The 24,797-nt window shown below is 60.5% G+C and carries 19 protein-coding genes; 14 read left to right on the top strand and 5 right to left on the bottom strand.

The window, feature by feature from the left end:
* Window positions 1-271: 271 nt before the first annotated feature.
* Window positions 272-412: a hypothetical protein gene (locus QRN54_RS02710; protein WP_156888902.1), complete on the top strand. Its 141-nt coding sequence runs from the start codon at window positions 272-274 to the stop codon at window positions 410-412.
* A 773-nt stretch (window positions 413-1,185) separates the two neighbouring features.
* The gene (locus tag QRN54_RS02705) at window positions 1,186-1,980 is read left to right on the top strand and encodes a hypothetical protein (protein WP_021333806.1); all 795 of its coding nucleotides are present in this window, start codon (window positions 1,186-1,188) and stop codon (window positions 1,978-1,980) included.
* A 328-nt stretch (window positions 1,981-2,308) separates the two neighbouring features.
* Here QRN54_RS02705 and QRN54_RS02700 read toward each other — a convergent pair whose 3' ends face one another.
* From QRN54_RS02700 to QRN54_RS02685, 4 genes are all read right to left on the bottom strand, one after another.
* On the bottom strand, window positions 2,309-3,343 hold the full coding sequence (locus QRN54_RS02700) for an AurF N-oxygenase family protein (RefSeq protein WP_065456187.1): 1,035 nt from the start codon (window positions 3,341-3,343) through the stop codon (window positions 2,309-2,311).
* An 804-nt stretch (window positions 3,344-4,147) separates the two neighbouring features.
* Window positions 4,148-4,390: a hypothetical protein gene (locus QRN54_RS02695; RefSeq protein WP_003941172.1), complete on the bottom strand. Its 243-nt coding sequence runs from the start codon at window positions 4,388-4,390 to the stop codon at window positions 4,148-4,150.
* A gap of 481 nt (window positions 4,391-4,871) precedes the next feature.
* Complete coding sequence (locus tag QRN54_RS02690) at window positions 4,872-6,851, bottom strand: amino acid permease (RefSeq protein ID WP_285181540.1); 1,980 nt, start codon at window positions 6,849-6,851, stop codon at window positions 4,872-4,874.
* A gap of 4 nt (window positions 6,852-6,855) precedes the next feature.
* Complete coding sequence (locus QRN54_RS02685) at window positions 6,856-7,674, bottom strand: polysaccharide deacetylase family protein (RefSeq protein ID WP_064075731.1); 819 nt, start codon at window positions 7,672-7,674, stop codon at window positions 6,856-6,858.
* Between the two features lie 122 nt (window positions 7,675-7,796).
* Between QRN54_RS02685 and QRN54_RS02680 the strand changes: the two genes are divergently transcribed.
* The 3 genes from QRN54_RS02680 to QRN54_RS02670 all read left to right on the top strand — a co-directional run bounded on the left by QRN54_RS02680 (window position 7,797) and on the right by QRN54_RS02670 (window position 10,543).
* Window positions 7,797-9,326: an LCP family protein gene (locus tag QRN54_RS02680; protein ID WP_231915144.1), complete on the top strand. Its 1,530-nt coding sequence runs from the start codon at window positions 7,797-7,799 to the stop codon at window positions 9,324-9,326.
* A 133-nt stretch (window positions 9,327-9,459) separates the two neighbouring features.
* Window positions 9,460-9,666: a hypothetical protein gene (locus QRN54_RS02675; protein WP_124568973.1), complete on the top strand. Its 207-nt coding sequence runs from the start codon at window positions 9,460-9,462 to the stop codon at window positions 9,664-9,666.
* Between the two features lie 46 nt (window positions 9,667-9,712).
* Window positions 9,713-10,543 carry a crotonase/enoyl-CoA hydratase family protein gene (locus QRN54_RS02670; RefSeq protein WP_007727023.1) on the top strand — a complete coding sequence of 277 codons (831 nt, stop codon included), beginning with the start codon at window positions 9,713-9,715 and terminating at the stop codon, window positions 10,541-10,543.
* A gap of 106 nt (window positions 10,544-10,649) precedes the next feature.
* Here QRN54_RS02670 and QRN54_RS02665 read toward each other — a convergent pair whose 3' ends face one another.
* Window positions 10,650-11,141, bottom strand: a complete 492-nt coding sequence (locus tag QRN54_RS02665) for an inorganic diphosphatase (RefSeq protein ID WP_003941181.1) — start codon at window positions 11,139-11,141, stop codon at window positions 10,650-10,652.
* 103 nt (window positions 11,142-11,244) lie between these two features.
* On the opposite strand from QRN54_RS02665, the gene dacB reads away from it, so the two are divergent.
* From dacB to QRN54_RS02620, 9 genes are all read left to right on the top strand, one after another.
* Complete coding sequence (gene dacB / locus QRN54_RS02660; protein ID WP_193595665.1) at window positions 11,245-12,654, top strand: D-alanyl-D-alanine carboxypeptidase/D-alanyl-D-alanine endopeptidase; 1,410 nt, start codon at window positions 11,245-11,247, stop codon at window positions 12,652-12,654.
* Window positions 12,654-13,727, top strand: a complete 1,074-nt coding sequence (locus QRN54_RS02655; protein WP_019746776.1) for an Rv3626c family coenzyme F420 biosynthesis-associated protein — start codon at window positions 12,654-12,656, stop codon at window positions 13,725-13,727. Before dacB ends, QRN54_RS02655 begins: the two co-directional genes overlap by 1 nt.
* Window positions 13,728-14,705 (top strand): tRNA lysidine(34) synthetase TilS, encoded by a 978-nt coding sequence (gene tilS, locus QRN54_RS02650; protein ID WP_285181539.1) that lies wholly within the window; start codon window positions 13,728-13,730, stop codon window positions 14,703-14,705.
* 3 nt (window positions 14,706-14,708) lie between these two features.
* Window positions 14,709-15,263: a hypoxanthine phosphoribosyltransferase gene (hpt, locus tag QRN54_RS02645; protein WP_003941159.1), complete on the top strand. Its 555-nt coding sequence runs from the start codon at window positions 14,709-14,711 to the stop codon at window positions 15,261-15,263.
* 294 nt (window positions 15,264-15,557) lie between these two features.
* Window positions 15,558-18,125, top strand: a complete 2,568-nt coding sequence (locus QRN54_RS02640) for a Z1 domain-containing protein (protein WP_285181538.1) — start codon at window positions 15,558-15,560, stop codon at window positions 18,123-18,125.
* Between the two features lie 494 nt (window positions 18,126-18,619).
* Complete coding sequence (locus tag QRN54_RS02635; protein ID WP_285181537.1) at window positions 18,620-19,948, top strand: hypothetical protein; 1,329 nt, start codon at window positions 18,620-18,622, stop codon at window positions 19,946-19,948.
* Window positions 19,948-20,841, top strand: a complete 894-nt coding sequence (locus QRN54_RS02630) for a hypothetical protein (protein WP_128637965.1) — start codon at window positions 19,948-19,950, stop codon at window positions 20,839-20,841. Before QRN54_RS02635 ends, QRN54_RS02630 begins: the two co-directional genes overlap by 1 nt.
* Entirely contained in the window at window positions 20,838-21,575 is a 738-nt protein-coding gene (locus tag QRN54_RS02625; protein WP_042922682.1) for a DUF6339 family protein, read from the top strand. The genes QRN54_RS02630 and QRN54_RS02625 overlap by 4 nt, the downstream gene beginning before the upstream one ends.
* 346 nt (window positions 21,576-21,921) lie before the next feature.
* Complete coding sequence (locus tag QRN54_RS02620) at window positions 21,922-24,789, top strand: UvrD-helicase domain-containing protein (protein WP_142006382.1); 2,868 nt, start codon at window positions 21,922-21,924, stop codon at window positions 24,787-24,789.
* Window positions 24,790-24,797: the final 8 nt, after the last annotated feature.

Genomic DNA, 24,797 nt, shown 5'->3' with positions numbered 1-24,797 from the left:
AACGACGCGGCGATGTCGTGCGAAGCGTCGCCGCCGTTGTGCTCGCGGTTTGGCCGCGAACATTTCGGTCCCGAAATCGCACTCCGAGTTGGCCCGCGCTGGCAATTCGCCGCCCTGCACCCGGATCGTGCGTTCTCGTGCGGGTAGTGCAAGCAGGGCGGGGCGGAGGGTTTCGCGGTTGTCGACGCCGTCGAAGTCTCCTATGGCATCTCAGATGGAGATACGTCCAACCCTGGGTCAGCTTCGCCGGAAAGTCGAGTATGGTCCGGTCATGGGCCGACTCACAGAACTACTCAAGACCGTAAAATCACTCGGATCACGCAAAGACACCGCCGCCAAGCAGGAAAAACGCGCACTGGATCGGTGGGAAAACGAAGGCGGCCCTGTCGCAGAGGATCCACGACAACGCTGACCCCGGACGAGTGCCAGCGCGCCTGGACCGATCAACCCAGCCAGAATTGGCCGCAACTACCTGATCGGCGCCGGCAGTGCAGACCTCGACGCACACGGAAGTACAACAGACGTTTTCGATGGCTGAGTTCGGTTGCACTACGTCGGGGGCAGTGACGAATCCCCGTGGTGACCGGTGGCTATGACGACCACCTGAACAACAGCGTCTTCAGGCATCTCGGGGTAGTAGTTGACCCGGAGTTGTCTTGCGAAATTCGTCATGTCGGTGCCGGGTGGCTGGCGGGCTGCTAGCGGCGACAGATGAGCGAGATCGTACGTTTCTACAGCGGTGACCTGTCCTGAAAGGGGGCGGGCGGTCGGGTGATTTATCGAAGATGAAAATTGCCGGCCCTTCGTGAATGTCTTCGCGCCAGCGGACGGTGGAAACTTTCGCGCCAGAAACCACTGCCGTGTAATGCTTCTGATGAAAGTGCACGGTTTGAGCAGGAGCGCAGGTCGTCATGTTCGCATTGTCCACTAAGCACGGCCAGCACCAAGGCGGTCCTACCCTCGACGGCGGCGGCCGAAAGCGTGGCCTTCGCGCGGGGTGACCGAATCCGACTTCATCACGGTTGCAGGGTTGATCCTGGCCGCGGTGACGATTGCCAGAGTCCGGCGCGGCCGGCGATCGAGTATCGAATCCTGAGCTGGTACCTCGTTCGTCAGATGTAGTACTGCAGATGGATGTGCAGTCGAGTACCTGCTGATTGACTCTCTCCCGGAAGGGAGTCGTCAATGAGCACGTCCGTCAACCGAAGCCGCTGGTCGATCGTTGCGTTGTCATGCGCCGGAGCGGCATTGGTGGCCGCGTTCGTTTTGGGCCCGGCCGCGTTGTTACGCGGACGCTATCCGCAGTTCCAAGATCAATCCGTCATGAGTGTGCTGCTCGGCCGCGGCTTGGTCGACTACTGGGGTAGCGGAGTCCGCACCTATCCTCCCGGCTTGGCGGAGATGGTGGACTACTGGTTCGAGTGGCACGCGATCAAGATCGTCATCTCGGTGCTGCTGACCGCGGTTCTGGGTCTGCTCGCGGCGACTCTGTGGCGGCGATCTCTGACGGCCGGCGTAGGTTGCGTGGTCGCGGCGGCCACTACGACTGTGCTGTCATTGTTTTCGGTGTTTGTGGCTGTGCTCAACATCCAGTCGACGGTCGCACCCGTAGTCGCGCTGCTTCCGATGCTCTCCGCTGACAACGCGGACGGGCAGACAGCGCAGTCTCTGATCGAGAACGGTGTGCAGAGCGGAGACTCCGGGCCGCCACTGCTCGAGTTGCTCACACAGGTTGAGCACTACAACTGGGCGGCGATTGTCGCTACCGCCGTGGTGATCGCTGTAGTCGCAACCGGAACCCGCATCGCCTTCCGACGCTACAGGTCGTCGGACACGATCAACGGTGCCCACTGTCGGATGTTCGTCGCCCTCGGATCGCTCGGTGCTGTGATGACCATTGCGATGGCGCTGCTGTTCGTTGCGGCCGTTGTTGCCGTCGTCGATCCAGGAGAAGCTCTGCTCGGCGTGGTCGGGCTGTGACTCTATTGCCGGACCAAGATGAAGGGCGACGGCGTATCCATGACCGAATCGCGGAAGTGCTGAACGTCGCTCGCAGTACGTTGTGCCGAAACCTGTAGTAGCAAAAGTGAATTCGCTATGTCATTGGAAATGTTGCGTCTTCGCCGGCACTGATGTCGCCGGTTCGGCCTCGATGGATGTGCTTCCTACAATTCGATGGGGCGATTCGGGTGTGGGCCTGTGGTTGGCGCGCTGATATCTGTGCGCCATTGCCTCGACCGCGGTGAGTGGGTAACGCAGCTGTCTGTCGAAGTGGGAGAGGGGCAGCTGCGTCGCGGGTTGCAGATCGTCAAGCCGCGGCCCTCGACGGCTCGTTGCGGTAACGCGACAGCCGGCCGTCGGTTCCGGTAAGCCGCCAGGACCAGAGGGTGAGCCGGGTGCGCATTCCGTTGGCGTCGGCGAGGCTCCGGACGTCTGCGCAGGACTCTGCAAGGAGTCGCCGGAAATCGGGGTTGCGCATCGAATAGGTCTCGCGCAGAACATTGCGGGGGATACCCAGCAACGTCGCGTCCTGCCGGCTCGGGACGACGATGGACCAAAACCCTATGCGCATGACTACAGGCGTGGTGAGGCCGAGTGCGAGGCGGTTGAATCGGCTCATGCGCGGAGCGTGATGGCGCAACCATGCATGGGCGAACCCGATGTGACGTGCTTCCTCGGCGAGATGGATCTGCATGATGCGGTCGGTGAGCGGGTGAATGCCACCGCCGCGCATGATGCTCTTCTGGATGTGGTCGATCGGCTCCTCTCCAGCGAGGATGATCTGAAAGAAGAAACTGGGCCACAGCGATCCCAGCGAACCGACCAGGGGGAAGGCCTTGACAAGCCACGTTGGGGCACCGTGGACCTCCGGAGCCACCCGGTTGGTGAACTCCTGAAACATCTGGATGTGGTGTGTCTCTTCGGTGAGTTCGTGCATGAAGTAGCGGAATTCGGGGTTCTCGTTCGCCAGGCCCATCAAGAACTGGGTACCGCCGAGAAGGAGCAGTTGCTCGAACTGGGAGCCGGTCTTTGTTATAGATGCGAGCCGAATCCGGGCAACCCGCCGTTGTTCCTGGGGTGAGAGCGCGCGGTACCAGTCGGTGTGGGACAAGGGGTCGACCGCGGGGAGTGTCCATCTTGGGTCGTCCGCGGGGGCGGCGAACTCGGGCGAATTCCAGGCGATGTCTTTGAACGCCTCGAAGTGGAGCCCTGTCGAGGATGCCTCGGACAGTGTGCGCAGAGTGTCGTGGTAGTCGCGATGTTCGTTGACGGTATTGCGCCCCGGAGTTAACCGGACAGATGGCGTGTTACGCCGCGTGCGACGAAGTGTTAGGAACTGCATTTCGGGCTCCTTTGTGGCATCTATCTCAGATGTGCCCACAGTAAACTAAGTGTGACTGCGCGTCCACAGTAACTGTATGAGTCTGCACGTCCACGGGTAAGTCCGGAAGGGCGAAAGGGGCACCCAATATCGCACCATGCACGCGGCTCTCGGCATTTGATGGTGGTGTGGGTCCTGCTGTCGAGACGACGGCGCTGGACGTGGTCGACGTTAGTCCGTTGTGTGCATCTGCCGACCTATACGGTGGGATAGGTGCAGGACGAGGTTCTCGCGATCTCGTCACGGTCGGTGTCCCGCTTGATCGGGTCGGAACTCACCTCGCCGAACTCGCGTCCCTGCACCGCGACGACATCCGAGGCGGCGCAGACAGTTGATCATGTGGATCGGCCCGCACGTCTTTCGTCATGCGACGGGGATCCGATGGCCCGTGGTTTTTTGCTCGGATGGCGATCGGTAACAGTGGAAATATCTCACCGGTAACTTTCAAGTTGTGTCAGTTCTCCTTCTTAAGTGACTGTGTAACAACCAGTTTCGATGGAAGTCGCTATCTGAATTGAAATTCTGGGCGGAAATGCACGACGACCAATGGCTCTGGCAGGGGTAACTGTGCGCGTCACCGATGGCGACGGAACCAACAGCGTCGAGATCGACATGCTCGTGACCGCCGACGCCATCACCGAAGTGCCGTCGGTTGGCTGAGACTTGTTCAGTGCCGAGCCCTGCAAGAGCGGAGTTTGCGTCGGGCGCTCCCGGTAGATCGGCGGTGGCCTTCATGGTGTGATCGCGCTCTATACGGCACTGGCTTTAGTGGTGGGTGTTGCTGTCGCGGCGCGCCGTCCTGTGGGCGGCAGGAAGAATCTGGCCGACGTGTTCGGCGGGACCGAGCATGAAGCGGTCCAAGCCGGAACGCGTTGGGCTGTAGACGAGGTGGGCGCCCCAAGTGTGCATCGCCACCGCTGTCACCGACGAGCCGGCCGAACTGATCACCGCGGCTGTGAGGAAGCGGCGAAACGGTGAACGATTGACTGTCGGAGAAACCTCGCCCATTGCTTCTGCTCACGATGCCGCCACATATCCGACTCCACAGGAGTGCTGAGCCGTGCCTCGGGTGGTGAGGCGCTATCGCCTTCACACGATTGGAGCTGCGGAACAGGACATTTTCACGGAGAAACTTTCGCGGGGATAAACGAATCGATTCTGGTCGAACCCATGAGGGGAAACATGACTATCTTCTTCGATATCATGCTCGTACTCTGCGTCGTCTCCATAATAGTGTTTTCTGGATACGTTCTTTATCGCTTGGTGACAGACGAATCGAACCTGCGATAGCCAGTCGCTTCGACGTGTGGGTGCAGCGGGGGCCGATCGTCCTATAGATCCGCACCATCGCAATGGGTTTCAGGGCGAGCCTCGCACGCAAGATGTGATATCCGCGAGTTTCGCCTGAATATAGGCACGCAGCACTTCTTTCTGTGCGATCTTCCCTGGTGCATGGCCTGGACCAACCCTCTGCTCATCGTTTGCCGCGTCAACCGACGTGGACGTGTGGCCGGCGGGACTGGTCGGGTTCGGCGCGGCGGAGGACCTCACGGGTCACGGGAGCGGTTTCGCCCTCACCGATGAACAGGAAGCGGAGCAGGTACATGATCGGGTTTCCCTCGGTCCACTCGAAGTAGACGTCGGGAATCACGCCGGTGATGTCCCTCGTCCGCAGGAGAACCGCCGCAATGGTGTTGGGGACGGCCGGGCTGTCGACCCAGAGAATCCGGTGCTCACCGCGCTGTCGGCCGTGGACGAGAAGGTCGGTGCTGAATTCGGAGGAGTCTGTGACGTTGACTTCGATGAAGATGATCGACTCCGCCTCCGGGATGTTGCTTTCGGCGCGCTGCTGCGATTCCTTCTGCCGATACTCGTCCTCGTCGAGACGGTCGACGTCGTGCGCCACCATCGCGAGGTAACCCTTCTCGGCTGCCTCGGCGATGAATTGCAGCGCGGTCTCGTCGAATTCGACGGAGGTTGCCCGTAGTTCGAAGGCTCGCGAGATCCGGGAAAGGAAGGACACCACCATGATCGCGGCGATGAAGAACGACGCCACTTTCACACCGTCTGGACGTTCGAAGATGTTCGCGATCGTCGTGTAGACGAACAAAACTGCGACAAAACTGAACCCCACGAACAGCTTTCGCTGACCGTGCTTACGAGCGGACAGTGCAACGGCGACGGTCGCCGACGAGATGAGCACGAGGACACCGGTTGCGTACGCGGAACTCTGAGCGTCGACACCGGCGTCGAAGTAGATCGTGACAGTGATGGCGATGGCGCTGAACACGAGGACCAGCGGACGCACGGCGCGGGCCCACGACGGCGCCATGCCGTAGCGGGGGAGATACCTCGGAACAAGATTGAGCAACCCTGCCATTGCCGACGCACCGGCAAACCAAAGGATCAGGATCGTGCTGAGATCGTAGACGGTTCCGAAGATCTCACCCAGATAGTCGTGGGCGAGAAAGGCAAGCGCGCGACCGTTGGCAGCGCCTCCGGGTTGGAACTCGTTTTCTGGGATCAGGATGGTGGTGACCAGGCTCGACGTCAGCAGGAATCCGCTCATGATCAGCGCCGCCGTGGTGAGCAGGCGCCGCGCACCTTTGATGCGGCCACGTGGATTCTGTTCGGTGTCGTGCGGATCGCCCTTGATCTGCGGCATGACCGCGACGCCGGTTTCGAAGCCGGACAGACCGAGAGCCAACTTCGGGAAGACGATCAGCGCGATCAGGATCATCATCGCCGGGTTTCCGTGCTCGGTGGTCATGGCGCGCGTCCAGTCGGTGACCAACGACGGCGCGGTCGCGATGTGCCACAGACCTACGGAGATGACCACCACGTTCAAGGCGAGGTAGACGGCGACCAATCCGACAGCGATACCGATCGCTTCGGTGAATCCGCGGAGGAAGACCGCAGCGAGGAGCGCGAGCAGAACCAGGGTGACGGCGACGGTGTGTCCGGAGAGAAAGGTTGGAGCAAAAGGGTTCTCGACGAGGTGCGCCGTGGCATCGGCAGCCGAGAGCGTCATGGTGATGAGGAAATCGGTGGCTGCGAAGCCGAGAAGCACGAGAACGAAGATCTTGCCGCGCCACTTGGGCAGCAGCTTCTCGAGCATGGCGATCGAACCCTCGCCATGCGGACTCTCGCGAGCCACTCGCCGGTAGACCGGTAGAGCGCCGAAGAGTGTCAGCAGGATCAATACGACTGTCGCGATGGGAGCCAACGTGCCGGCCGCCAGTGCCGCGATACCGGGTTGGTAACCGAGAGTGGAGAAGTAATCGACACCCGTCAGACACATCACCTTCCACCACGGGTGGCGCTTCTCCTTCTTCGGCGCCATCCGGTGTGGCCCCAGATGTCCGGCTGGTTCCTCGGTGATGTCCGCGAGCAGCCAGGACTCGGTGCGTTGTTTCACAGACGGAGCCGTGTTGTCGGCCGGAACCTCGTTGTCGGCTGCGGTCACCACGGCGTCACGGCTTCAGATAGACGTCGTTGAGCGTGACGGTCCGCAGGTTCCGGCTCCGGATTAGGTCCACCAGTTGCGGATACACGTGGGTCACGGGCAGATAGTTGAGGTGCCCGATCACGATGGCCCCCGGATTGAAGTACTGGTTCGCCATTTGGAGGATGTACTCCTCGGTGATCAACGAAGAATCCGACAGCGACCCGTACCAGAGGGTGGGCACGGTGTAGCCGACGCTCGCGGCCACGGAATCGACTGTCGCGTTGTGCCTTCCGTACGGCGGCCGAAAGTACGGCGCCGCGTCCACGCCGTAGGTGTTGCGAAGGAACGTGCCGTTCTTCGTCAGCTCGTCGGCGATCTGCTGCTTCGACACGGACGTCAGATCCGGGTGCGAGTAGGTGTGATTGCCGAGCTGAATTTGTCCGCTCTCGACCAGCGGTCTGAGAAGTCCGGCGTTTTCGGTCCACGAGTTGTATTGCCCGTTGACGAAGTACGTCAAACGGATGCCGGTGTCTTTTGCGAACTGTGTGTAGAGGCGCACGACTTCGGAGCTGGCTCCGTCGTCAACCGTCAGGGCAAACAGATCCCCACCGCCGGGTAACGCGGTCAACGATCCGCCGGCGGGCAGCGGCACCCGGGCAGACGGCGGTGGAGGCGGCAACAAGGCAGGCGGGAGATCCGGGACAGGGACGGGGTCGGTTGGTTCGTCGGCTGCAGCGATTGCCGTCCCGACCGAACGTGACGAACACGCGGTTCCCATGGTCACCGCGGCGGTTCCGGTCAGAGTTGCTGCTGCGAGGGTACTGAGGAAGCGTCGGCGGTCCACAGGGCGGAGCCTAGAGCAGATTTGCCTAATTCGGACTTCATTCTCAGCGTTCTTTCAGCCAATGACCAGCCGTGTCCGGTATCGACAGGTTCTACTCAGGAACGGTGGATAGCGTGTCGGCCGTGGAACCGCGACCTCGACACTCGGCAACCAGGCACAGGCGTAGGCGTCAACCGCAGCGGTCGACGCTCTCGGTGGGGCGCAAGCTGGCGGCGGCGTCCCTGTCGACGACGATTCTGGTGGGCGTCGGAATCGGCTGGTACGTGCAGTCGGATCTCACGTCGGGGCTGTATCGATCGGACGCGCTCTCCGCCCTCGGTGACGACGCCGGCAGTTCGCTCGACGGGGATACCAACATCTTGTTGATCGGGCTCGACAGTCGTAAAGCGATGGACGGCAGCGACCTGCCGGCCGAGTTCGTCACCGACAAGCTGCATGCGGGGGACAGTGATGTGGGTGGATACAACACGAACACGCTTATCCTGCTCCATGTTCCGGGCGATGGCGGCAAGGCCAGTGCAGTGGCGATCCCACGCGACGACTACGTCGCGGTACCCGGCTACGGAATGGCCAAGATCAAGGAAGCGTACGGAATGGCGAAGGCTGATGCGGACGCCAAACTCATAGCGGACGGTGTGACGGATCCTGCTGCACGAGAACAACAAGCGCGTGAAGTCGGAAGACGGTCGACACTGACCACCGTGCAGAATCTGCTCAAGGTTCCGATCGATCACTTTGCCGAAGTGAACCTGATGGGCTTCTACGACGTCGTCTCGGCTATCGGCCCCGTTCAGGTGTGCCTCAACAATCCGGTGCAGGATGACTTCTCGGGCGCCAACTTCCCGGCCGGAGTTCAGACTCTCGATGCGTCACAGGCACTTTCGTTTGTCCGTCAACGCCACGGCCTGGACAACGGGGACTTGGATCGCACCCACCGGCAGCAGGCTTTCATCAGCGCGGTGATCGCCAACTTGAAGGGCTCCGGCGTCATCGGAAACATTCCGAAGATGACGGCACTGACCGACGTGGTGAAGAAGGACGTGGTGATCGATTCTGCCATGGATCCCGTCCGATTCGCTTCTCAGGCAAGCGCTCTCGCAGGTGGGAACATCGACTTCTACACCCTGCCCATCGAGGGATACGAGACCGTCGACGGCCAGGACGTCAACATGGTCGATCCGGCGCGTCTGCGTAGTGAAGTGTCGCGGATCTTCGCGGGAGGTGACTCGGCATCTGCACCTGCGATGGACACTGCTGTCTCGACCGGGAACGAAGTTGTGGACATCCGCAACGGAACCGCGACGGACGGGTTGGGCGCCGCGTTGGCAGCGGCGACGAAAGCGTCGGGAGTCGAAGTCGGAGAGGTGAGCACCGCAGTTGCGACGGCAAAGTCGGTGGTCAGCTATGGAGTCGGCGCCAAAGCCGTCGCAGAGGCGCTGGCCGAGCAGTTGGGCGTGGCCGCAGTGCCTAACGAGCAGGCAGCGGCCGAATCAGTGTCTGTACTGATCGGTGAGGACAATGCGCAGACCGTGTTCTCGGCCGCTCCGGCGCAGTCGGACTCGTCGGTATCCGCCGGCACCGTTCCCGATACGGGAGCGCAGGGATCACCCATCCGGGCCGACGCGAATGGCGGCATTCCCTGTGTGGACTGACTCTCAGGTAATTCGCACCAAACTCACGCTGACTTCTTCGATCTGCGGGTCTACATTGGAGAAGTCGAACTCAGTCGGGTACTTCACCTTTGGGGTACCTGACTGAGATTGCGTAGTTGAAAGGATCACCGACATGGCTACAACAGCAGCGGTACAGAATCCGACACGCTCACGTGCCAGGACCATGTCCTTGTCCGAGTACGTGGCCGAGCATCCGGCGCAGCGCGTTTTCCCACCGACCAGTGAGCGGGCGGCCAGGATGGCGATGCTCATCATGTTCGCCCTGATGGCCGTCACCCTCGTCGTACTGGTACTTGACGAGGCAGGAATTTTCGGATGAAGGCAGCGGTCTTCGGCTGAGCCGGACCTTTAGTTACTCTTGAGTAATGACTGAACAGAAGAGCTGGAATGCGTTCACCGTCGAGCGCGAAGACAACATCGCCCAGGTGACGCTGATCGGGCCGAGCAAGGGCAACGCGATGGGGCCGGATTTCTGGAGTGAACTCCCCGAAATCTTCGCCGACCTCGACGCCGACCCCGAGGTGCGTGCAATCGTCATCGCCGGTTCCGGCAAGCACTTCTCGTTCGGACTGGACCTGCCGGCGATGAGCGGTGAATTCGGTGCCGTCCTCGCGGACAAGGCTCAGGCAGGCCCGCGCACCAAGTTCCACGACATGATCAAGCGCATGCAGTCGGGCATCAATGCCGTCGCAGATTGCCGCAAGCCCGTCGTCGCAGCTGTGCAGGGCTGGTGCATCGGCGGCGGCGTCGACCTGATCACGGCGGCGGACATCCGCTACGCAAGTGCCGATGCCAAGTTCAGCATCCGCGAGGTCAAGGTCGCGATCGTCGCAGACATGGGCAGCCTCGCGCGTCTGCCCGCGATCATCGGCGACGGACACCTGCGTGAGTTGGCTCTGACCGGCAAGGACATCGACGCAGCGCGCGCCGAGAAGATCGGCCTCGTCAACGACGTTTTCGAAGATGCCGACGCGGTACTGGCAGCGGCGCGCGCGACCGCCAAGGAGATTGCGCTCAACCCGCCGCTCGTCGTCCACGGGATCAAGGACGTGCTCGATCACACCCGCAGCGCGAGCGTGAACGACAGCCTTCGCTACGTCGCAGCCTGGAACGCGGCGTTCCTGCCTTCGCAGGATCTGACCGAGGCCATCACCGCCGTCTTCCAGAAGCGCCCGCCAGTCTTCCAGGGTGAGTAGGAACTGTAAGGGTGAGTAGGAACTGCAAGGGCGAGTAAAAACAGCACAAAAATCCCCGCACATCTTCCGATGTGCGGGGATTTTCGTTAGGCCTGAGAACTCGAGCTCAGTGACCGCCGTTGGCAGCGAGACGCTTGATCGAAGCCTCGATCTCGGCCTCTGCCTCGGCGCGGCCGACCCAGTTGGCTGCCTCGACGTGCTTGTTCGGCTCGAGGTCCTTGTAGTGGACGAAGAAGTGCTTGATCGCATCGAGCTCGAACTGTGAGATGTCACCCAGATCCTGGATGTGATCCCAGCGGGGGTCGCCGGCCGGAACGCAGAGGACCTTGTCGTCTCCGCCGGCCTCGTCGACCATCTTGAACATCGCGACTGCGCGAGCCTCGACGATGACGCCGGGGAAGACCGACTCGGGGAGCAGGACCATGGCGTCGAGCGGATCGCCGTCCTCACCCAGGGTGTTTTCGATGAAGCCGTAGTCGGCCGGGTAGCCGAAAGCTGTGTAGAGGTAGCGATCGAGTTTGACGCGACCGGTTACGTGGTCGACCTCGTACTTGTTGCGCTGACCCTTGGGGATCTCGATGGTGACGTCGAACTCCACGCCGATTCCTCGCTGTCGTGTCGGTAATGATTCGTCGGAAGGATATCGGGTCAAGGATAAGGTTGCCTGACCACCCAGTAGGCAGAGCACAGACGGAGGGGCGTTGGCGGGCCAAGGAAAGAAGAAGATCGGCTCGTTGGAAGAGAGTCGACGGCGTAACTTCCGCATCCTTCTGGCGGTCGGTGCAGTGGTTGTACTGGCCGTCGCCGGAGTTGTCGTCGTGAAACTCGGTACGTCGGACGACACCGCGGGCAGCGCGACCGTGACTACGTCGCCGCAGCCTGCGCTCGTGACGCCGTCACCTCAGGTGGTGCCCGTCCCGACGGACGCACCGATCCCGAGCGCGGCGGGAATCGCCGCGGCGATCGGCCCGGCTGTGGCCAACCCGGATCTGGGGAAGTTCACCGGAGTTGTCGCTGATGCACTCACCGGAAACATTCTGTGGAGCGCAGACCCGTCGACGCCGATGACGCCTGCGTCCACGACGAAGGTGCTGACCGCATCGGCGGCACTGCTGAAGTTGCCGCTCGACCACCGGCTGTCCACGACGGTGGTGCCCGGAACGAGCCCCGGGCAGGTCGTTCTGGTCGGCGGCGGTGACCCGACGCTGACGGCGACGCCGAAGGGGCAGAGCGGGTACTACGCCAACGCAGCGCACATCGCGGATCTCGTCGACCAGATCAAGGCTGCCGGTACGCCGGTGAACAGCGTCGTGGTGGATTCGAGCTTGTTCAAGGGCGACAACATGGCCACCGGCTGGTTTACCGCGGACATCGCGGCGGGCTACATCACCCCGATCGAATCGGTGATGATCGAAGGTGGTCGGTACGACGGCACTCAAGACGAGTCGCCGCGTTCGGAAACTCCCGCGTTGGACGCGGGCAAGGTGCTCGCTCAGGCGCTCGGTGTCGATCCCGCCAACGTGAGTCTCGGCGCGGCGCCTGCCGGTGCCAAGCCGATCGCCACCGTGCAGTCGGCGCCGCTGAGCGACCGGCTGCTGCAGATGATGGAACATTCCGACAACGTGCTCGCCGAGACCATCGGGCGTGAGGTCGCGATTGCCTCCGGAATCGAAGCCTCGTTCACCGGAGCAGTCGACGCGACCGGCAAGACCCTGCAGGCGGCCGGGTTCGACTACACCGGTGTATCGCTGCACGATTCCAGCGGACTGTCCGTCGACGATCTCATTCCCGCTCAGGTACTCGATCGCGTCATGACGGCTGCGGCCGGTGACGGTGATCCGAAACTGCGCCCCCTGCTGGACTACCTTCCGGTGGCCGGCGGAACAGGAAGTTTGTCCGACCGCTACGCGTCCGGAAACCGAACCGGTGCGGGTTGGGTGCGGGCCAAGACGGGAACTCTGTCGACGGCCAGCGCGTTGTCAGGGTTCGTGGTCGATCAGAACGGGCGAGTGCTCACCTTCGCACTGATGTCCAATGACCGGCCGCCAGAAGTGAGCCGTCCTGCCCTGGACGCGATTGCCGGAGCATTGAGGAATTGCGGGTGCCAATAGTGGCCGAAAAGACTCCACAAGATGATGAAGCCTCGGCTCCGCTCGGTGGTGCCGTCGACTGGAGTCTTGCCGCCAAAGCCGGGATAAAACTGGCGCGCGGCGGCCCCGCGATGTCTCGCTACACGGCCGAGACGGCAACCGCAGAACTCGCCGAAGCGTCCAAGCGCGCAGAACTGCCGGTTCGTGAAGTGACCGGGCTGGCCGACGGTCTACCGGTCCCGGCCGCTGACGTGCTTGACCGGGCCGGGTGGATCACGGCGGCCTCGCGGTCGATGGCGCATCTCACCGGCGCCGACCCTGACGGCAGTGGCAATCTCATCGTCGGAAAGCCGGCGGGCTTGCAGGCCGGCGCCATGCTGGCGTACCTGTCTTCTGCGATCCTCGGGCAGTACGACCCGTTCACCGGCGAGCACGGCACCCTGCTTCTGGTCACACCGAACATCGTCTCCGTCGAACGGTCCCTTCGGCTGAACCCGAGTGACTTCCGGTTGTGGGTCTGCCTGCACGAGGTCACTCACCGGGTTCAGTTCTCGTCCTCGCCGTGGCTAGCGGAGTACATGAAGGAATCCGTCGAAACGCTTGGTGCGACGGTGGACGAGTCGATGACCGACGTTGTCGGGCGCCTTGCTGCAGAGCTGCGCTCGCGGAAGGAACCCGACTCCAGTGACGGTGCGACGGCGGGCGGCATCATCGGACTGCTGCGCGCCTCGCAGGCGGAACCTCAGCGTGACGCGCTGGATCGGATGCTTGTACTCGGCACTCTCCTGGAAGGGCATGCAGACCATGTGATGGACGCCGTCGGTCCCGCCGTGGTGCCGTCGGTGGCAACTATCCGCGCGGCCTTCGACAAGCGTCGGCAGCGCAAGTCCAACCCCGTGCAGCGGATCATCAAGATGCTTCTCGGCATGGACGCCAAGATGGCGCAGTACGTGCGCGGCAAGGCCTTCGTCGACGCGGTGGTTCTCAAGGTCGGCATGGAGCAGTTCAACACCATCTGGACCGGGCCCGAGACCTTGCCGTTGCTCGACGAGATCGACAATCCCGACGCGTGGGTAAAGCGCGTTCTCGGCTAGATGCTGCTGCCTGAGACGCCTGCCCTACTGGCGCTGCGACAGGCCGTGCGGGCGTGGACGCTCGCATTCGAGCCACGACGCCGTGTGGTCGTCGCCCTGTCCGGGGGAGCCGATTCGTTGGCCCTGACAGCAGCAGCGGTGGCGGAAACCGATTCGGTCGACGCGTTGATCGTGGACCATCGCCTACAAGATGGTTCGGATGCCGTCGCGCGCTCGGCCGCAGACCAGGCGCTGGCGCTGGGTTGCCGGACCGCGACGGTGCTGACAGTCGACGTAGCCGATGGTGGGAGTCTCGAAGCCGCTGCGCGTGAGGCTCGGTATAACGCCCTACGCGACGCGAGGGCTGACCTCCCGGTTCTGCTCGGACACACGCTCGACGATCAGGCCGAGACCGTGCTTCTCGGACTCTCGCGCGGGTCCGGTGGGCGATCGATTCAAGGTATGGCTGCATTCGACGCTCCCTGGGGACGGCCGCTCCTCGGCCTCCGGCGATCGGTGACCAGGGCGGCCTGCGTCGACCTGGGAATCACGCCGTGGGAGGACCCGCACAACAACAATCCCGAGTTCACTCGCGTACGTCTGCGGCACGAGGCGTTGCCGCTGCTCGAAGGAATTCTCGGCGGGGGAGTTCCCGAAGCATTGGCCCGAACCGCGACGCAGTTGCGTGAGGACGGTGAGGCGCTCGACGAGTACGCCGAGGCCCTACTCCTACGGGTTGTCGTCGACGGGGAAGTGGAAGTGGACACACTTGCCGAAGCGCCCACCGCAATCCGTCGACGCGCTCTGCGCGCCTGGCTGCTGCAGGGCGGCGCAAAAGCATTGACGGACAAACAGTTACGCGCAGTCGACGCCCTGGTGACCGACTGGCGGGGGCAAGGCGGCGTCGCGATCGGCGGCGGAACACCGGAGGCGAGGTTGGTGGCGGCCCGGCGACGTGGCAGGCTGATCCTCGGATTCGAAGACCGACGAAGGGTTTGACGCGTGTACGAGGGCGACATCGCATCGGTACTGATCTCCGAAGAACAGATCCGTGCACGAACGGCGGAACTGGCTGAGGACATCGCCAAGCGTTACCCGGCAGGCGCCCCCGAAGGGGATCTCCTGCTGATCGGCGTCCTCAAGGGAGCGGTCTTCTTCATGACCGACTTCGCCCGCGCCCTGCCGATCCCGTCGCAGATGGAATTCATGGCCGTGAGCTCCTACGGATCCTCGACCTCGTCTTCGGGCGTCGTCCGCATCCTCAAGGACCTCGACAAGGACATCGCCGGTCGCCACGTGCTGATCGTCGAGGACATCATCGACTCCGGTCTCACGCTGTCGTGGCTGATGCGCAACCTCAAGACGCGTAACCCCGCTTCGCTCGAGGTCGTCACTCTGCTCCGCAAGCCGGATGCGGTCAAGATCGACGTCGACGTCCGCGACGTGGGCTTCGACATCCCCAACGAGTTCGTCGTAGGTTACGGCCTCGACTACGCCGAGCGGTACCGCGATCTGCCGTACATCGGCACCCTGGACCCCGAGGTCTACGGCGGCTGAGCCTGCTCGCACTGACCTGAACTTGCCTCGTCCCCAACGCGCCAACCAGCTCAGATCTCAACTATTCCCAGTCATCACTTGGATTCTAGGAAGGGTTCTGCAACGCCGGATCCTTCTTGCTAGACGCGGTGCTGCGTCGGTTATGCAATAGGTTTTCGGCAAGTTTCGGCTCTCCACAGCTAACCTCGGTCGAAGTCGCTCGCCTGCGACAGACCGGACGGATCGTTTCTAACGCAACCTTTTCGATTTCTGCGCTACCGTTCAGTCGCGAGGCGACACGGAGGTATGGAGTTGATGGACGATTTCTACGAGGTATTTGCGGGTTGGGCGAGGAAGACGTCGTTGGAATCAGCTCTCAAGCGTTTCAAAGGCAGGCTCACCGCGGAGGAACTCGATGAATTCGAGGCGGAGTATCGCAGACATCTCTCTGGAGTGATCACCGCCGGTCCGCCGATCATCCACGGGCCGCGTGAGCCCTGGTATGCGGGGCCGAATGCCAGCGCCGATACTTATTGGCCTGCTCTCGAGCGTTACATCCGAGGAGACTTGTCGTGGCCGGATGATCGGATCCGGTCCTTGGACGGCTCGTCCAATAAGGTCATTGCCTACACGCCGCGTCCTAACGAATCATCGTGGGATGCGAAGGGGCTGGTGGTGGGCTATGTGCAATCTGGTAAGACCACCAACTTCACTGCTGTGATCGCAAAGGCTGCGGATGTCGGTTACAAATTCGTCATTGTGCTGTCGGGAATTCACAACGGGCTACGGAAACAGACGCAGGAGCGTCTCGATGAGCAGCTTCATATGCTCACGCCTACCAAGTGGAAGCAGCTGACGAATGCGGATGACGATTTTCGAGCGCCCGCCATGCAGTCGACGGCTCTACTGCATGTCGACGACAGTGGTGTGATCCTTGCCGTCGTGAAGAAGAATGCCGCAGTCCTGAAACGTTTGGACAAGTGGTTACAGCCGGCAGTAAAACAGCGAGCTCTCACCGATGTGCCGACTCTTATCATCGACGACGAGGCAGATCAGGCAAGTGTGGAGACTCGAACCATCAACCCCCTGATTCGGGGCATCATCGAGAAGCTGCCGAAAAGCACCTATATTGGCTATACAGCAACGCCATTTGCAAACATTCTGATCGATCCTGCCGGGGGCGACTTGTACCCGAAGGACTTCATTCTGAATCTCCCGGAACCAAAGGGATACTTCGGCACTGAAAAAATCTTCGGTCGAGATGCGGTCGAGGGCGACGAGGCGAACGGGAAAGACCTCGACGGCTCCAACATGGTGCGGATCATTCCCGACGAAGACGTAGACGACGTTCGTCCGCTGGGGAAGACCGCGACGGCGTCCTTCATTCCTTCGATTCCGCCCACCCTCGAGAATGCGCTCGATTGGTTTGTGCTCTCGACGGCTGCGCGGCGCGCACGCGGTGACGCCGGGCATTCGACGATGTTGATCCACACCTCGGTGAAGACGGACATTCATCGCCAGTTCAAGGGGCCATTGAATGCATACGTGGAGAGGCTTTCAAAAAGGTGGACTGCCGGTGATGCATCGACCAAGGATCGCTTGCGAGCGCTATGGGAATCCGAGACAGGGAAGGTGCACTCCTCCGAATTCGATTTGAAATCAATCGATTTCGATGCAGTGTCGGCGAAGGTCGAAGATGTCTTGTCGGTCTGTCGCATCGTCATCGACAATTTCCGAAGCGATGACCGCCTCGACTACTCCACTGACGGTCAAATCGCTATCGCGGTCGGGGGGAACACTCTCAGTCGCGGTCTGACGTTGGAGGGGCTGACCGTCAGTTACTTCGTCCGCGCAGCCGGTGCCTACGACACGTTGCTGCAGATGGCACGGTGGTTCGGATTCAGGCCAGGCTACGAAGACTTGCCCAGGATTTGGATGACCGAGGAACTGCGGCAGTGGTTCCGTCATTTGGCGACGGTGGAGCGTGAGATTCGACTGGACATCGAGAGGTACGAGTCCGAGAATCTGACACCGACGGAGTTCGGCGTTCGAATCAGGACTCATCCCACACTCCGGATTACAGCGAAGATGGGCGCCGCTATTCCCGCGTATGCGTCGTACGGCGGCAGGAGGGTTCAGACGCGTTACTTCCGCACCCAAGACTCGGAATGGCTGTTACACAACAAGGATGCTGCAGACGGTCTCGTATCGCGAGTTCGTACCAAGGGAATTCAAGGCGACATCCTGGACTCCGGCTCCGTACTTTTTCGCGATGTCGATGCGGACGATGTGCTGACCTTCTTGAGTGATTACCACGTGCATAAGGATTCGCCCGATCTCGACGCCGAGTTGATCGCCAAGTATGTCGTGAAGCAAAGACGGAAAAATAGGCTCGACAAATGGAACCTGGCAATTTTGGCTGCAGAGCCAGGGAAGGAGAAGGGATTTGTGAGGCTGGGTGGGTTCGACTTCGGTCGGATCGTTCGATCTCAGCTCAAGGATGACGGTCTCGAGCGGGCTGATATCAAGACTCTGATGTCGAAGGATCATCGTGCGGTTGACTTCATACCCAAGACTGTCGCGAGGAAGCTCAGTGAAGGTGCATTGATGGATGCGCGAGACAAAGATGCAACCGTGCAACGGAAGGGCCTACTTCTCTTGTATCCGATCGATCCGGTGTCAGAACCGCTGGAGCAGAACAAGGATTCAAGGAAGCCGCTGAACGCGGTTGAAGACGTCATCGGCGTGGCTCTCGTCTTCCCTGGTGCTGCTGACGACACAAGCCCGGTTGCCCAGACGTACGTCAGTGTCGATTTGACTGATGCCGAGATCGAATCTGATCAGGAAGAACTCGATGAGCTGGTAGGTGCGGGGTCCAATTGAGAAAATCAAAGGCTGCGGAGCGATCACAGTGGTGGTCACAACGGGTCGCCGCTGAGGGATCTACCGCTTCGGAAGGTATCCGTCGACAACTCGGGAAACCCAAGCTGGATCCGCTCACCGTGCTCATTCGCGAAGCGGCTCAAAATAGCTGCGATGCAGCGCTTCCCGGCCGGGAGGTCGACTTCAATGTGCAGATTCGTCAACTGACAGGCAATAGGCTCGAACGGTGGCGGGAGTTCCTTCTCCCAGGGCCGGTAGGGGCGTCCCTCGGCCTGGCTGAAGCGCTGGACCGACAGCCGACCATCTTGACGATTTCCGATCGTGGCACGACTGGCCTTGGTGGCCCACTACGAGCAGATGAACCTCCACTCGAAGGGGAGCGAGCGGACTTCGTCAAGTTCATCAGAAATGTAGGTGAGAGGAAGGGAGTCGACCTGGGTGGGGGCTCCTACGGATTCGGCAAAGGAATTCTGTACAACGTCAGTCGGTGTCACGTGATCGTCGCTGACAGTCGTTGCATCTTTCGCGGTAAGCCGCAGCGTCGATTGATCGGTGCCGCCATGGGAGATGGTTTCCAAGACAAGGGCGTTCGCTACACCGGACGCCATTGGCTAGGCGTGCTGGAAGGTGAAATCGCGCAGGCACTGGTAGATGACGATGCCGAAGAGATGGCAACTGCCCTTGGCTTGCCGAGGTTCGCTGAGGGGCAAACCGGTACGACTGTAGCGATCATCGATATTGACCTGGGAGCCGTTCGAAATGGCGACGTAGAGCAGGAACGCACACCGGAGTCGGCTGCCGAGTTCATCGCTTCGACCATGTTGTGGAATCTGTGGCCGAAAATGATTGACGGGGTGGAAAACCGCTTGCGGTGTTCAGTGAAGTTCGAAGGGTTCTCTGTCCAGATACCTGATCCAGCTGCAACAATCGAATTGAAGCCGTTCGTCGATGCGTATCGAAAGCTATCGCTGAACGGTGAATACGATGTGCCGGCTCGAAGGGCTAAGCCTCAGGAGATCGGTCGTTTCGCGAAGGTCGAGTCGATGGCACCCATCAAGCAGAATTATCTGCTGTCTCTGGCAGCCCCATTCAGTGGTGCCGCACATCATTGCGCGCGAATGCGCCAAGCCGATCTGGTCGTGAATTATGTATCTGGAGACCCTCATCCGGATGAAGCGATTCAGTATGGCGCAGTCTTCAAAGCCGGCATCGATGCCGATCGGTATTTCTCGGATGCTGAGCCCCCCACTCACGACGATTGGGTGACGAGTGGGCTACATGGCACAGCATTGGGCGTAGTTCGTCTCGGAGCCACTTACGTGAAGAGCAAGCTCAAGCCCTCGGTTCGAGATGTCGATGCTGATCTGCATCACGAAGCTGCGTTGGCTCCGCTCGCGGGTCGCCTGTCAGGACTTGTGGCAGGTGCATCCGGCGATGGCGCAGGGCAACCAAGTCGAAACGGGAGCCGTCGGTCAGGTCGATCCGGCAGTCGTTCGGCTGTCAAGCCAAGGATCGTGGAGGGCCCGCAACTGATCGTGCGTGGCGGCGACGCGCTCGTGGTTGCTACGGTCGAGTTACCCGCTTGGCCCACAACAAAATTGGTGGTTGCGGAGCCTATCGTTGTGATCGATGGTGGCATTGAGTTACGGGGACTTCTGGAACCGGCGGAGGTCGTGGGCTGGGTATGTCTTGAAACGGGCGAACATCGGGTAGGAAGTCAGATTTCTGTTGGACGTGCAGACCCCCGGAAATGGGTAGTTTCTGTCCGTCCACCTCGGGACGCGGTCGTGCGGCTAACTTTTGTTGTAGAGGATGAAAGCTGATGGCCGTCAGAGACGTTCGTCCGTATTTGGTGCCGAGTTCCGGGACTATTGAGCCGTCGATCTGGTCACGGATGGTTGAAGGTGAGTGGGAGCCACTGGGCGAGGCTGTCGAGAATTGGGACTATCGATCAGGACTCCGCTTGCGCTGCACCATAAATGCGGATCCGTTGATGATCCGCGCGCATACGAGGCTTGATGATGGTTCGCCATTGGCGTTCTACTTCGGGTGGCGAGCATTGGACACCTACCTAGTCGGACCGGCGAAGCGCGTACCCCTCGCGGACGGGCGGTTCGATGTCGAGATTGAAGTCGATCCGCAATATGCCGGTGCAACTATCGCTTTGACCAGGAAATTGGTTCTCGAAAGGGATCGGTTGAGTCCGCTCGTGGGAGAAGCGCGCCACGCGGGCTCAATCCTCTGGAACGACGAGCAAGCACTTCGTCTCACCGGCTCCGAAGCGATGTTTCCTACCGAGGTTGTCGATTTCGACGCATTCGGCATCGACGAGGGAGCCAGCTGGCATCTTCGAATGCCACTGAGTCCGGACGAGCCTGCGATGGGGGCATTGTTGCTCCTGATAAATCCGCTTGACAAGAAGCTGGTCAAGGCAGTCCAGAGGGAGAGGAACCATACGGACGAGCAATTGGTACTCATTCAAGAGATGGAAGAAGGCCTGGTGGACGAAATCGTCCGATGGTCGCTGGCGCGTTGGGATGAGCTCGAAGGTTGTGATAGCGAATCATTCGGCGCCACTGCTCGTTCTCTTGCTCTCAGGGTGCTTGTCGACCCCACTGCGTGGACCGCCGAATCAATCCTGGGCTCCTCAATGGATTTGCACAGTTCGATTGTGGCGGGTGCACGTTCGATTGGATTTGGGAGGTTGCTCTCATGACCGAGCTGTGGCCCCGATTGAGTCTTGCGTCGGGAGTAGTTGAATTGCAAAAGCTCAATGGAGATCCTTCACAAATGGCGCGGGCGGCGCGTCCTACGCACTCGCAGATGACGTATGCAGCGAGTGGAGGGAAGCGAATCGGCGAGTCTGGTGTACAAGAGTTGGCAGACTCGATTCGAGCGATTGCGCATGATTGCGGATATCCGGGCGAGGTAGGGAACGCGGACCTGATTCGCTTTGATCGCGTTGCTGCAGAAGAGATTCATCGGACTATGCAGATCACGTCAGTGGAGGCAGCTCACCGAGGAGTGTGGAACTTCCTCGCAATCGTGGCGATGCCTGACATCACCCGATGGCGATTCCCTGGAGAGAACATTGAACGTTGGATCGCAACTGACCTGACACGTCATATGTTTGCTCGCTTGTGGTGGCAGGCAATGACATTCGCGACAGTGGTCGACGGCGTCGCGGACTACTCGCTCCTGCGCAAACTCTCGGAGAGTGACCTCAACCAGATTACCGAACGCAGGTCGATAGCAGGAGTAACTCCTCTTGCTCGTTCGATCGCTCGCATCTTGATCGAAGGTGGAGGACAGAGAAAGGTTCTCCGTGACGCTGTGCCCAGACTGCGTCGGTTGATGGCGTTCATCGACTTCTCGATATTGAGCGACGAACAGTTGGACGACCGCGTGCGCGCGATTTTTCGTGAAGTCTCGCTCGAGGTCATTCAGTAAGTCATTCGTCTTCCTGGCGAATTGCGAGGCTACCAGCGAACGCCTAAACCGGACGGATAGTCTCTTATCGTGCTATTCGGTTGGCGGTGGAGAGGAGTGCCGGGTGAGTTCTCGAGTACAAGAAGACGCGGTGGCGTCGCTCGGTGCGATTCTCGTCCAAGCCCGGGCTGCTGATGAACGGGGCCGACGCAACCTGGTGAACAGCGTTGGTTCGAATGCGTTCACAGCCCCGTTGACGGATTCCTTCGGTGAACTCGCCGCATTTGTTACTGCTACGGCGGTAGGAATTCAGGTTCTGCGCGGAAACACCGTTGCCACGGAGATTCCCCCACCGTTGCCGTGGCCGTTGGATGAGCTCATCGACGATTCCGACTTGGGCGACTGGTCGGCGGAAGGGCTGGTCGTTGATCTGAGCGAAGTTCATACACACGCCCCCTTCTATTATCGCGAATACGGCCTCGACCTGAGTGAGTTGTTCGGTGAGTACCGCCGAACGTGGAACACGTGGAGGCGCTTCCAGCGCCGTGTTCAAGAGAGCGCCGAATTGTACGACGTGCTTGATGAGCTCGAGACTGCGATTTCGCTGTCTGCTCGGACGGTCGATACCGTCATCGCAGCGTGGCGTCTGGTCGTTCCTGAGCACGGAATTGACACCCGTATCGCATTCCGCTCGGCGCGACTGGTGCGGATCATCGCAAAGGGTGCTGAAGGCGACCTTGGGGATGACGAAACGGCGTCGAGTACTGATGTGCGTGGGATTGCTCTGACCATCGATCCTGCTGAACCGATGTTCATCGAACTTGGATCGACCGGGCTGACCGCAGACGGTGGTGAGTCGCTCCAGTTCCGTACGAGTGTCCTCGAACGGAACGATCTCCCGGTCGGCGCGCATGTTCGTAGCCGTGTATTCGACGACGTCCGTCCGGCAGTTGCCAGGGCTCTCCATCGGCAATGGGGAAGCGACGTGGCGTGGACGCTCACGATGAGCCCTGCACTTCTGGTTCGAGAATCCTCAGCGGAACAGGACCAGAGTGAAATTCAGCGACTGAAGGACGCGGTGACCACGATACTGGCGCCCTGGCCCGACCTCGCCGAGCAAACACAGGCTGAAATTTCAGACGTGACCAGGGGCCGCTGGGGCAGCCTGGTGGAAAAACGACTCGCGGAACTGATCGCTCGTCTGGAGCTTCCTGCCGCAACCGGCACGGAGCCGATAGACGTCGCAGCAGATTCAATCGTTGTCACGATTTCGGACACACCGAAGTTTCGCGACCGGCTCAGGGCGCGGGCGAACCCCGTCGACATCCTTACCCGTTTTCGTGACCGCCGTCGCGCTGCGGCGGCCGCGTCGGTTGTGGCGCCCGCTTTCTCGATCGATGCGAGCGAAAGCCCCTCGCAATCGCTCGAGATCGATTCTGGTTCAACGGTTACCGGTCTTGATGAACTTCAACGCCGAGTAGCTGAGGCGGCCACTGAAGACCGTCTTGTGGTAGTTGCCGGCGCGGGGCAGGGAAAGACCGAAGTTGTTGCTGCCAGACTCGATCACTTGGCAAGGGAGTGCGACTTATCGCTGTCGACAGAAGTGCTCGTTCTGAGTTTTTCCAGAGCAGCAGTATCCGCTGTTCGTAGTCGATTGGAAACACGGGTATTGGCGCAGGCCGAGATTCGTACTTTCGACTCGTTTGCCAACCGGGTGATCATCGACGCGGGTGAGGATCCAAAAGGCAACTTCGACGCAAGAATCGAACGTGCTGTTGGGCTTTTGGCTGATGAAGACGCTGATTTGCCGATGTTGGAAGACATTCAGCATGTCGTTCTCGACGAGGTACAGGACCTCGTCGGGCAGCGTGCGAAGCTCGTGCTGGCGCTGATCGATCGACTTGGGGACGAAGTCGGATTCACTGCGCTTGGCGATCCGAATCAGGCGCTCTACGATTTCCAGCTTTCTCCGGAAGAACAAACCCAGCGTTTGGACGTGATCAGCGAGCTGCGCGGTCTCGCGAATGTTGAATCGACGGGTCTGCAACGTAATTTCCGTGCGCGGGGGAAAGACCCTCTTGCTGTCGTAGAGCTAGGGTCTCGCCTCCGTGAGATGGACAGCGGAGCGCGAGCACGTGAAGAGGTTGATGCCTTCATTTCCCGGTTGGAAAGCGTCGATTCCTCGGCGTGGCTCACTGATGTTTACCGCGCTGGACGAAGCACCGCGATCCTGACGAAGACCAACGGTGACGCTTTGCGCGTGTCCCAACAGCTCACCGCCCTGAACATCCGTCATACACTGCGGCGTACTGCACAAGAGCACGGCGCTCGGGCATGGGTTGCAGAGCTTGCTCAGCAGCTTCCGCGAAACATGAACCGCCGTGAGGATGTTATTGCTGCACTGCAGAATACGTCGGTGATTGACCCGATCGATGCATGGAATCTGCTCAAGGAATCCGAAGGTCGGACGCAGTTTCCGAACGATCTCGATCTCTCGAGGATCAGGCGCGTCATCGGTGGATACGGCATCCCGACGGCATTGTTGGCAGATGCCACGGAGGACGTTGTGGTGTCCACTGTCCATCGTGCGAAGGGCCTCGAATTCGAGAGGGTCTTCCTGTTCGATACAGACTACGAACGTGATAACGACGACTTCGCCATCGCTCGGCGAAACTATGTCGCGTTGAGCCGCGCTCGTGACGAAATCGTCCGTTGTTGCCCCAAGCCCACAAGGGCGTGGATGGAGAGAGATGCAGCAGCGACGGGGCGTTGGACGGAAAAAGTGCAATTCAAGGGCCGGAAGCGCGTTCGAGCCGTTGAATTTCGTGTCAACGACATCGATACTGACGAGCCCTTCGAATGTAGTGAAAACGCTCCTGCTGTTCAGAGTCTGCTTGCCGCCGGTACTCTCGTCGGCCAAACTGTGACACTGGTTTTGGACCTGGAGTGGACCCACCGCGATGCGCCAATCTATCTGGTCAAGGATTCCGATGGTGTCGCATTTGCGCGTACATCCGAGCAGTTCGGGCGAGATATCAGGCGAATCTTCATGATTGGAAATGCCCGTTGGCCAACGATTCTGAATGGTGCAACGACGATGTCGATTGAATCTGTCGCAGGTTCACCCGAAGTCAGCGACGAATTGGGAGTCGGTGATTCCGGCATCTGGCTGGTACCCCGGCTCGCCGGCCTTGTCCAACCAGACTGGAACACGAGATGGGATGGAAAGAATTGACAACCGTC

This window comes from Rhodococcus sp. MEB032 (assembly GCF_030208925.1).
Classification (GTDB): domain Bacteria; phylum Actinomycetota; class Actinomycetes; order Mycobacteriales; family Mycobacteriaceae; genus Rhodococcus_F; species Rhodococcus_F qingshengii.
Note: the sequence above shows the minus strand (reverse complement) of the source record. Positions and strands in the feature narration are given on the sequence as shown.

What these genes read in the sequence shown, in the direction of transcription:
- QRN54_RS02700 (WP_065456187.1), bottom strand. Translation starts at nt 3,343, where the DNA reads ATGCAGTTCCTAACACTTCGTCGCACGCGGCGTAACACGCCATCTGTC.
- QRN54_RS02640 (WP_285181538.1), top strand. Translation starts at nt 15,558, where the DNA reads ATGGACGATTTCTACGAGGTATTTGCGGGTTGGGCGAGGAAGACGTCG.
- QRN54_RS02675 (WP_124568973.1), top strand. Translation starts at nt 9,460, where the DNA reads ATGGCTACAACAGCAGCGGTACAGAATCCGACACGCTCACGTGCCAGG.
- QRN54_RS02705 (WP_021333806.1), top strand. Translation starts at nt 1,186, where the DNA reads ATGAGCACGTCCGTCAACCGAAGCCGCTGGTCGATCGTTGCGTTGTCA.
- QRN54_RS02630 (WP_128637965.1), top strand. Translation starts at nt 19,948, where the DNA reads ATGGCCGTCAGAGACGTTCGTCCGTATTTGGTGCCGAGTTCCGGGACT.
- tilS (WP_285181539.1), top strand. Translation starts at nt 13,728, where the DNA reads ATGCTGCTGCCTGAGACGCCTGCCCTACTGGCGCTGCGACAGGCCGTG.
- QRN54_RS02710 (WP_156888902.1), top strand. Translation starts at nt 272, where the DNA reads ATGGGCCGACTCACAGAACTACTCAAGACCGTAAAATCACTCGGATCA.
- QRN54_RS02695 (WP_003941172.1), bottom strand. Translation starts at nt 4,390, where the DNA reads ATGGGCGAGGTTTCTCCGACAGTCAATCGTTCACCGTTTCGCCGCTTC.
- QRN54_RS02625 (WP_042922682.1), top strand. Translation starts at nt 20,838, where the DNA reads ATGACCGAGCTGTGGCCCCGATTGAGTCTTGCGTCGGGAGTAGTTGAA.
- QRN54_RS02670 (WP_007727023.1), top strand. Translation starts at nt 9,713, where the DNA reads ATGACTGAACAGAAGAGCTGGAATGCGTTCACCGTCGAGCGCGAAGAC.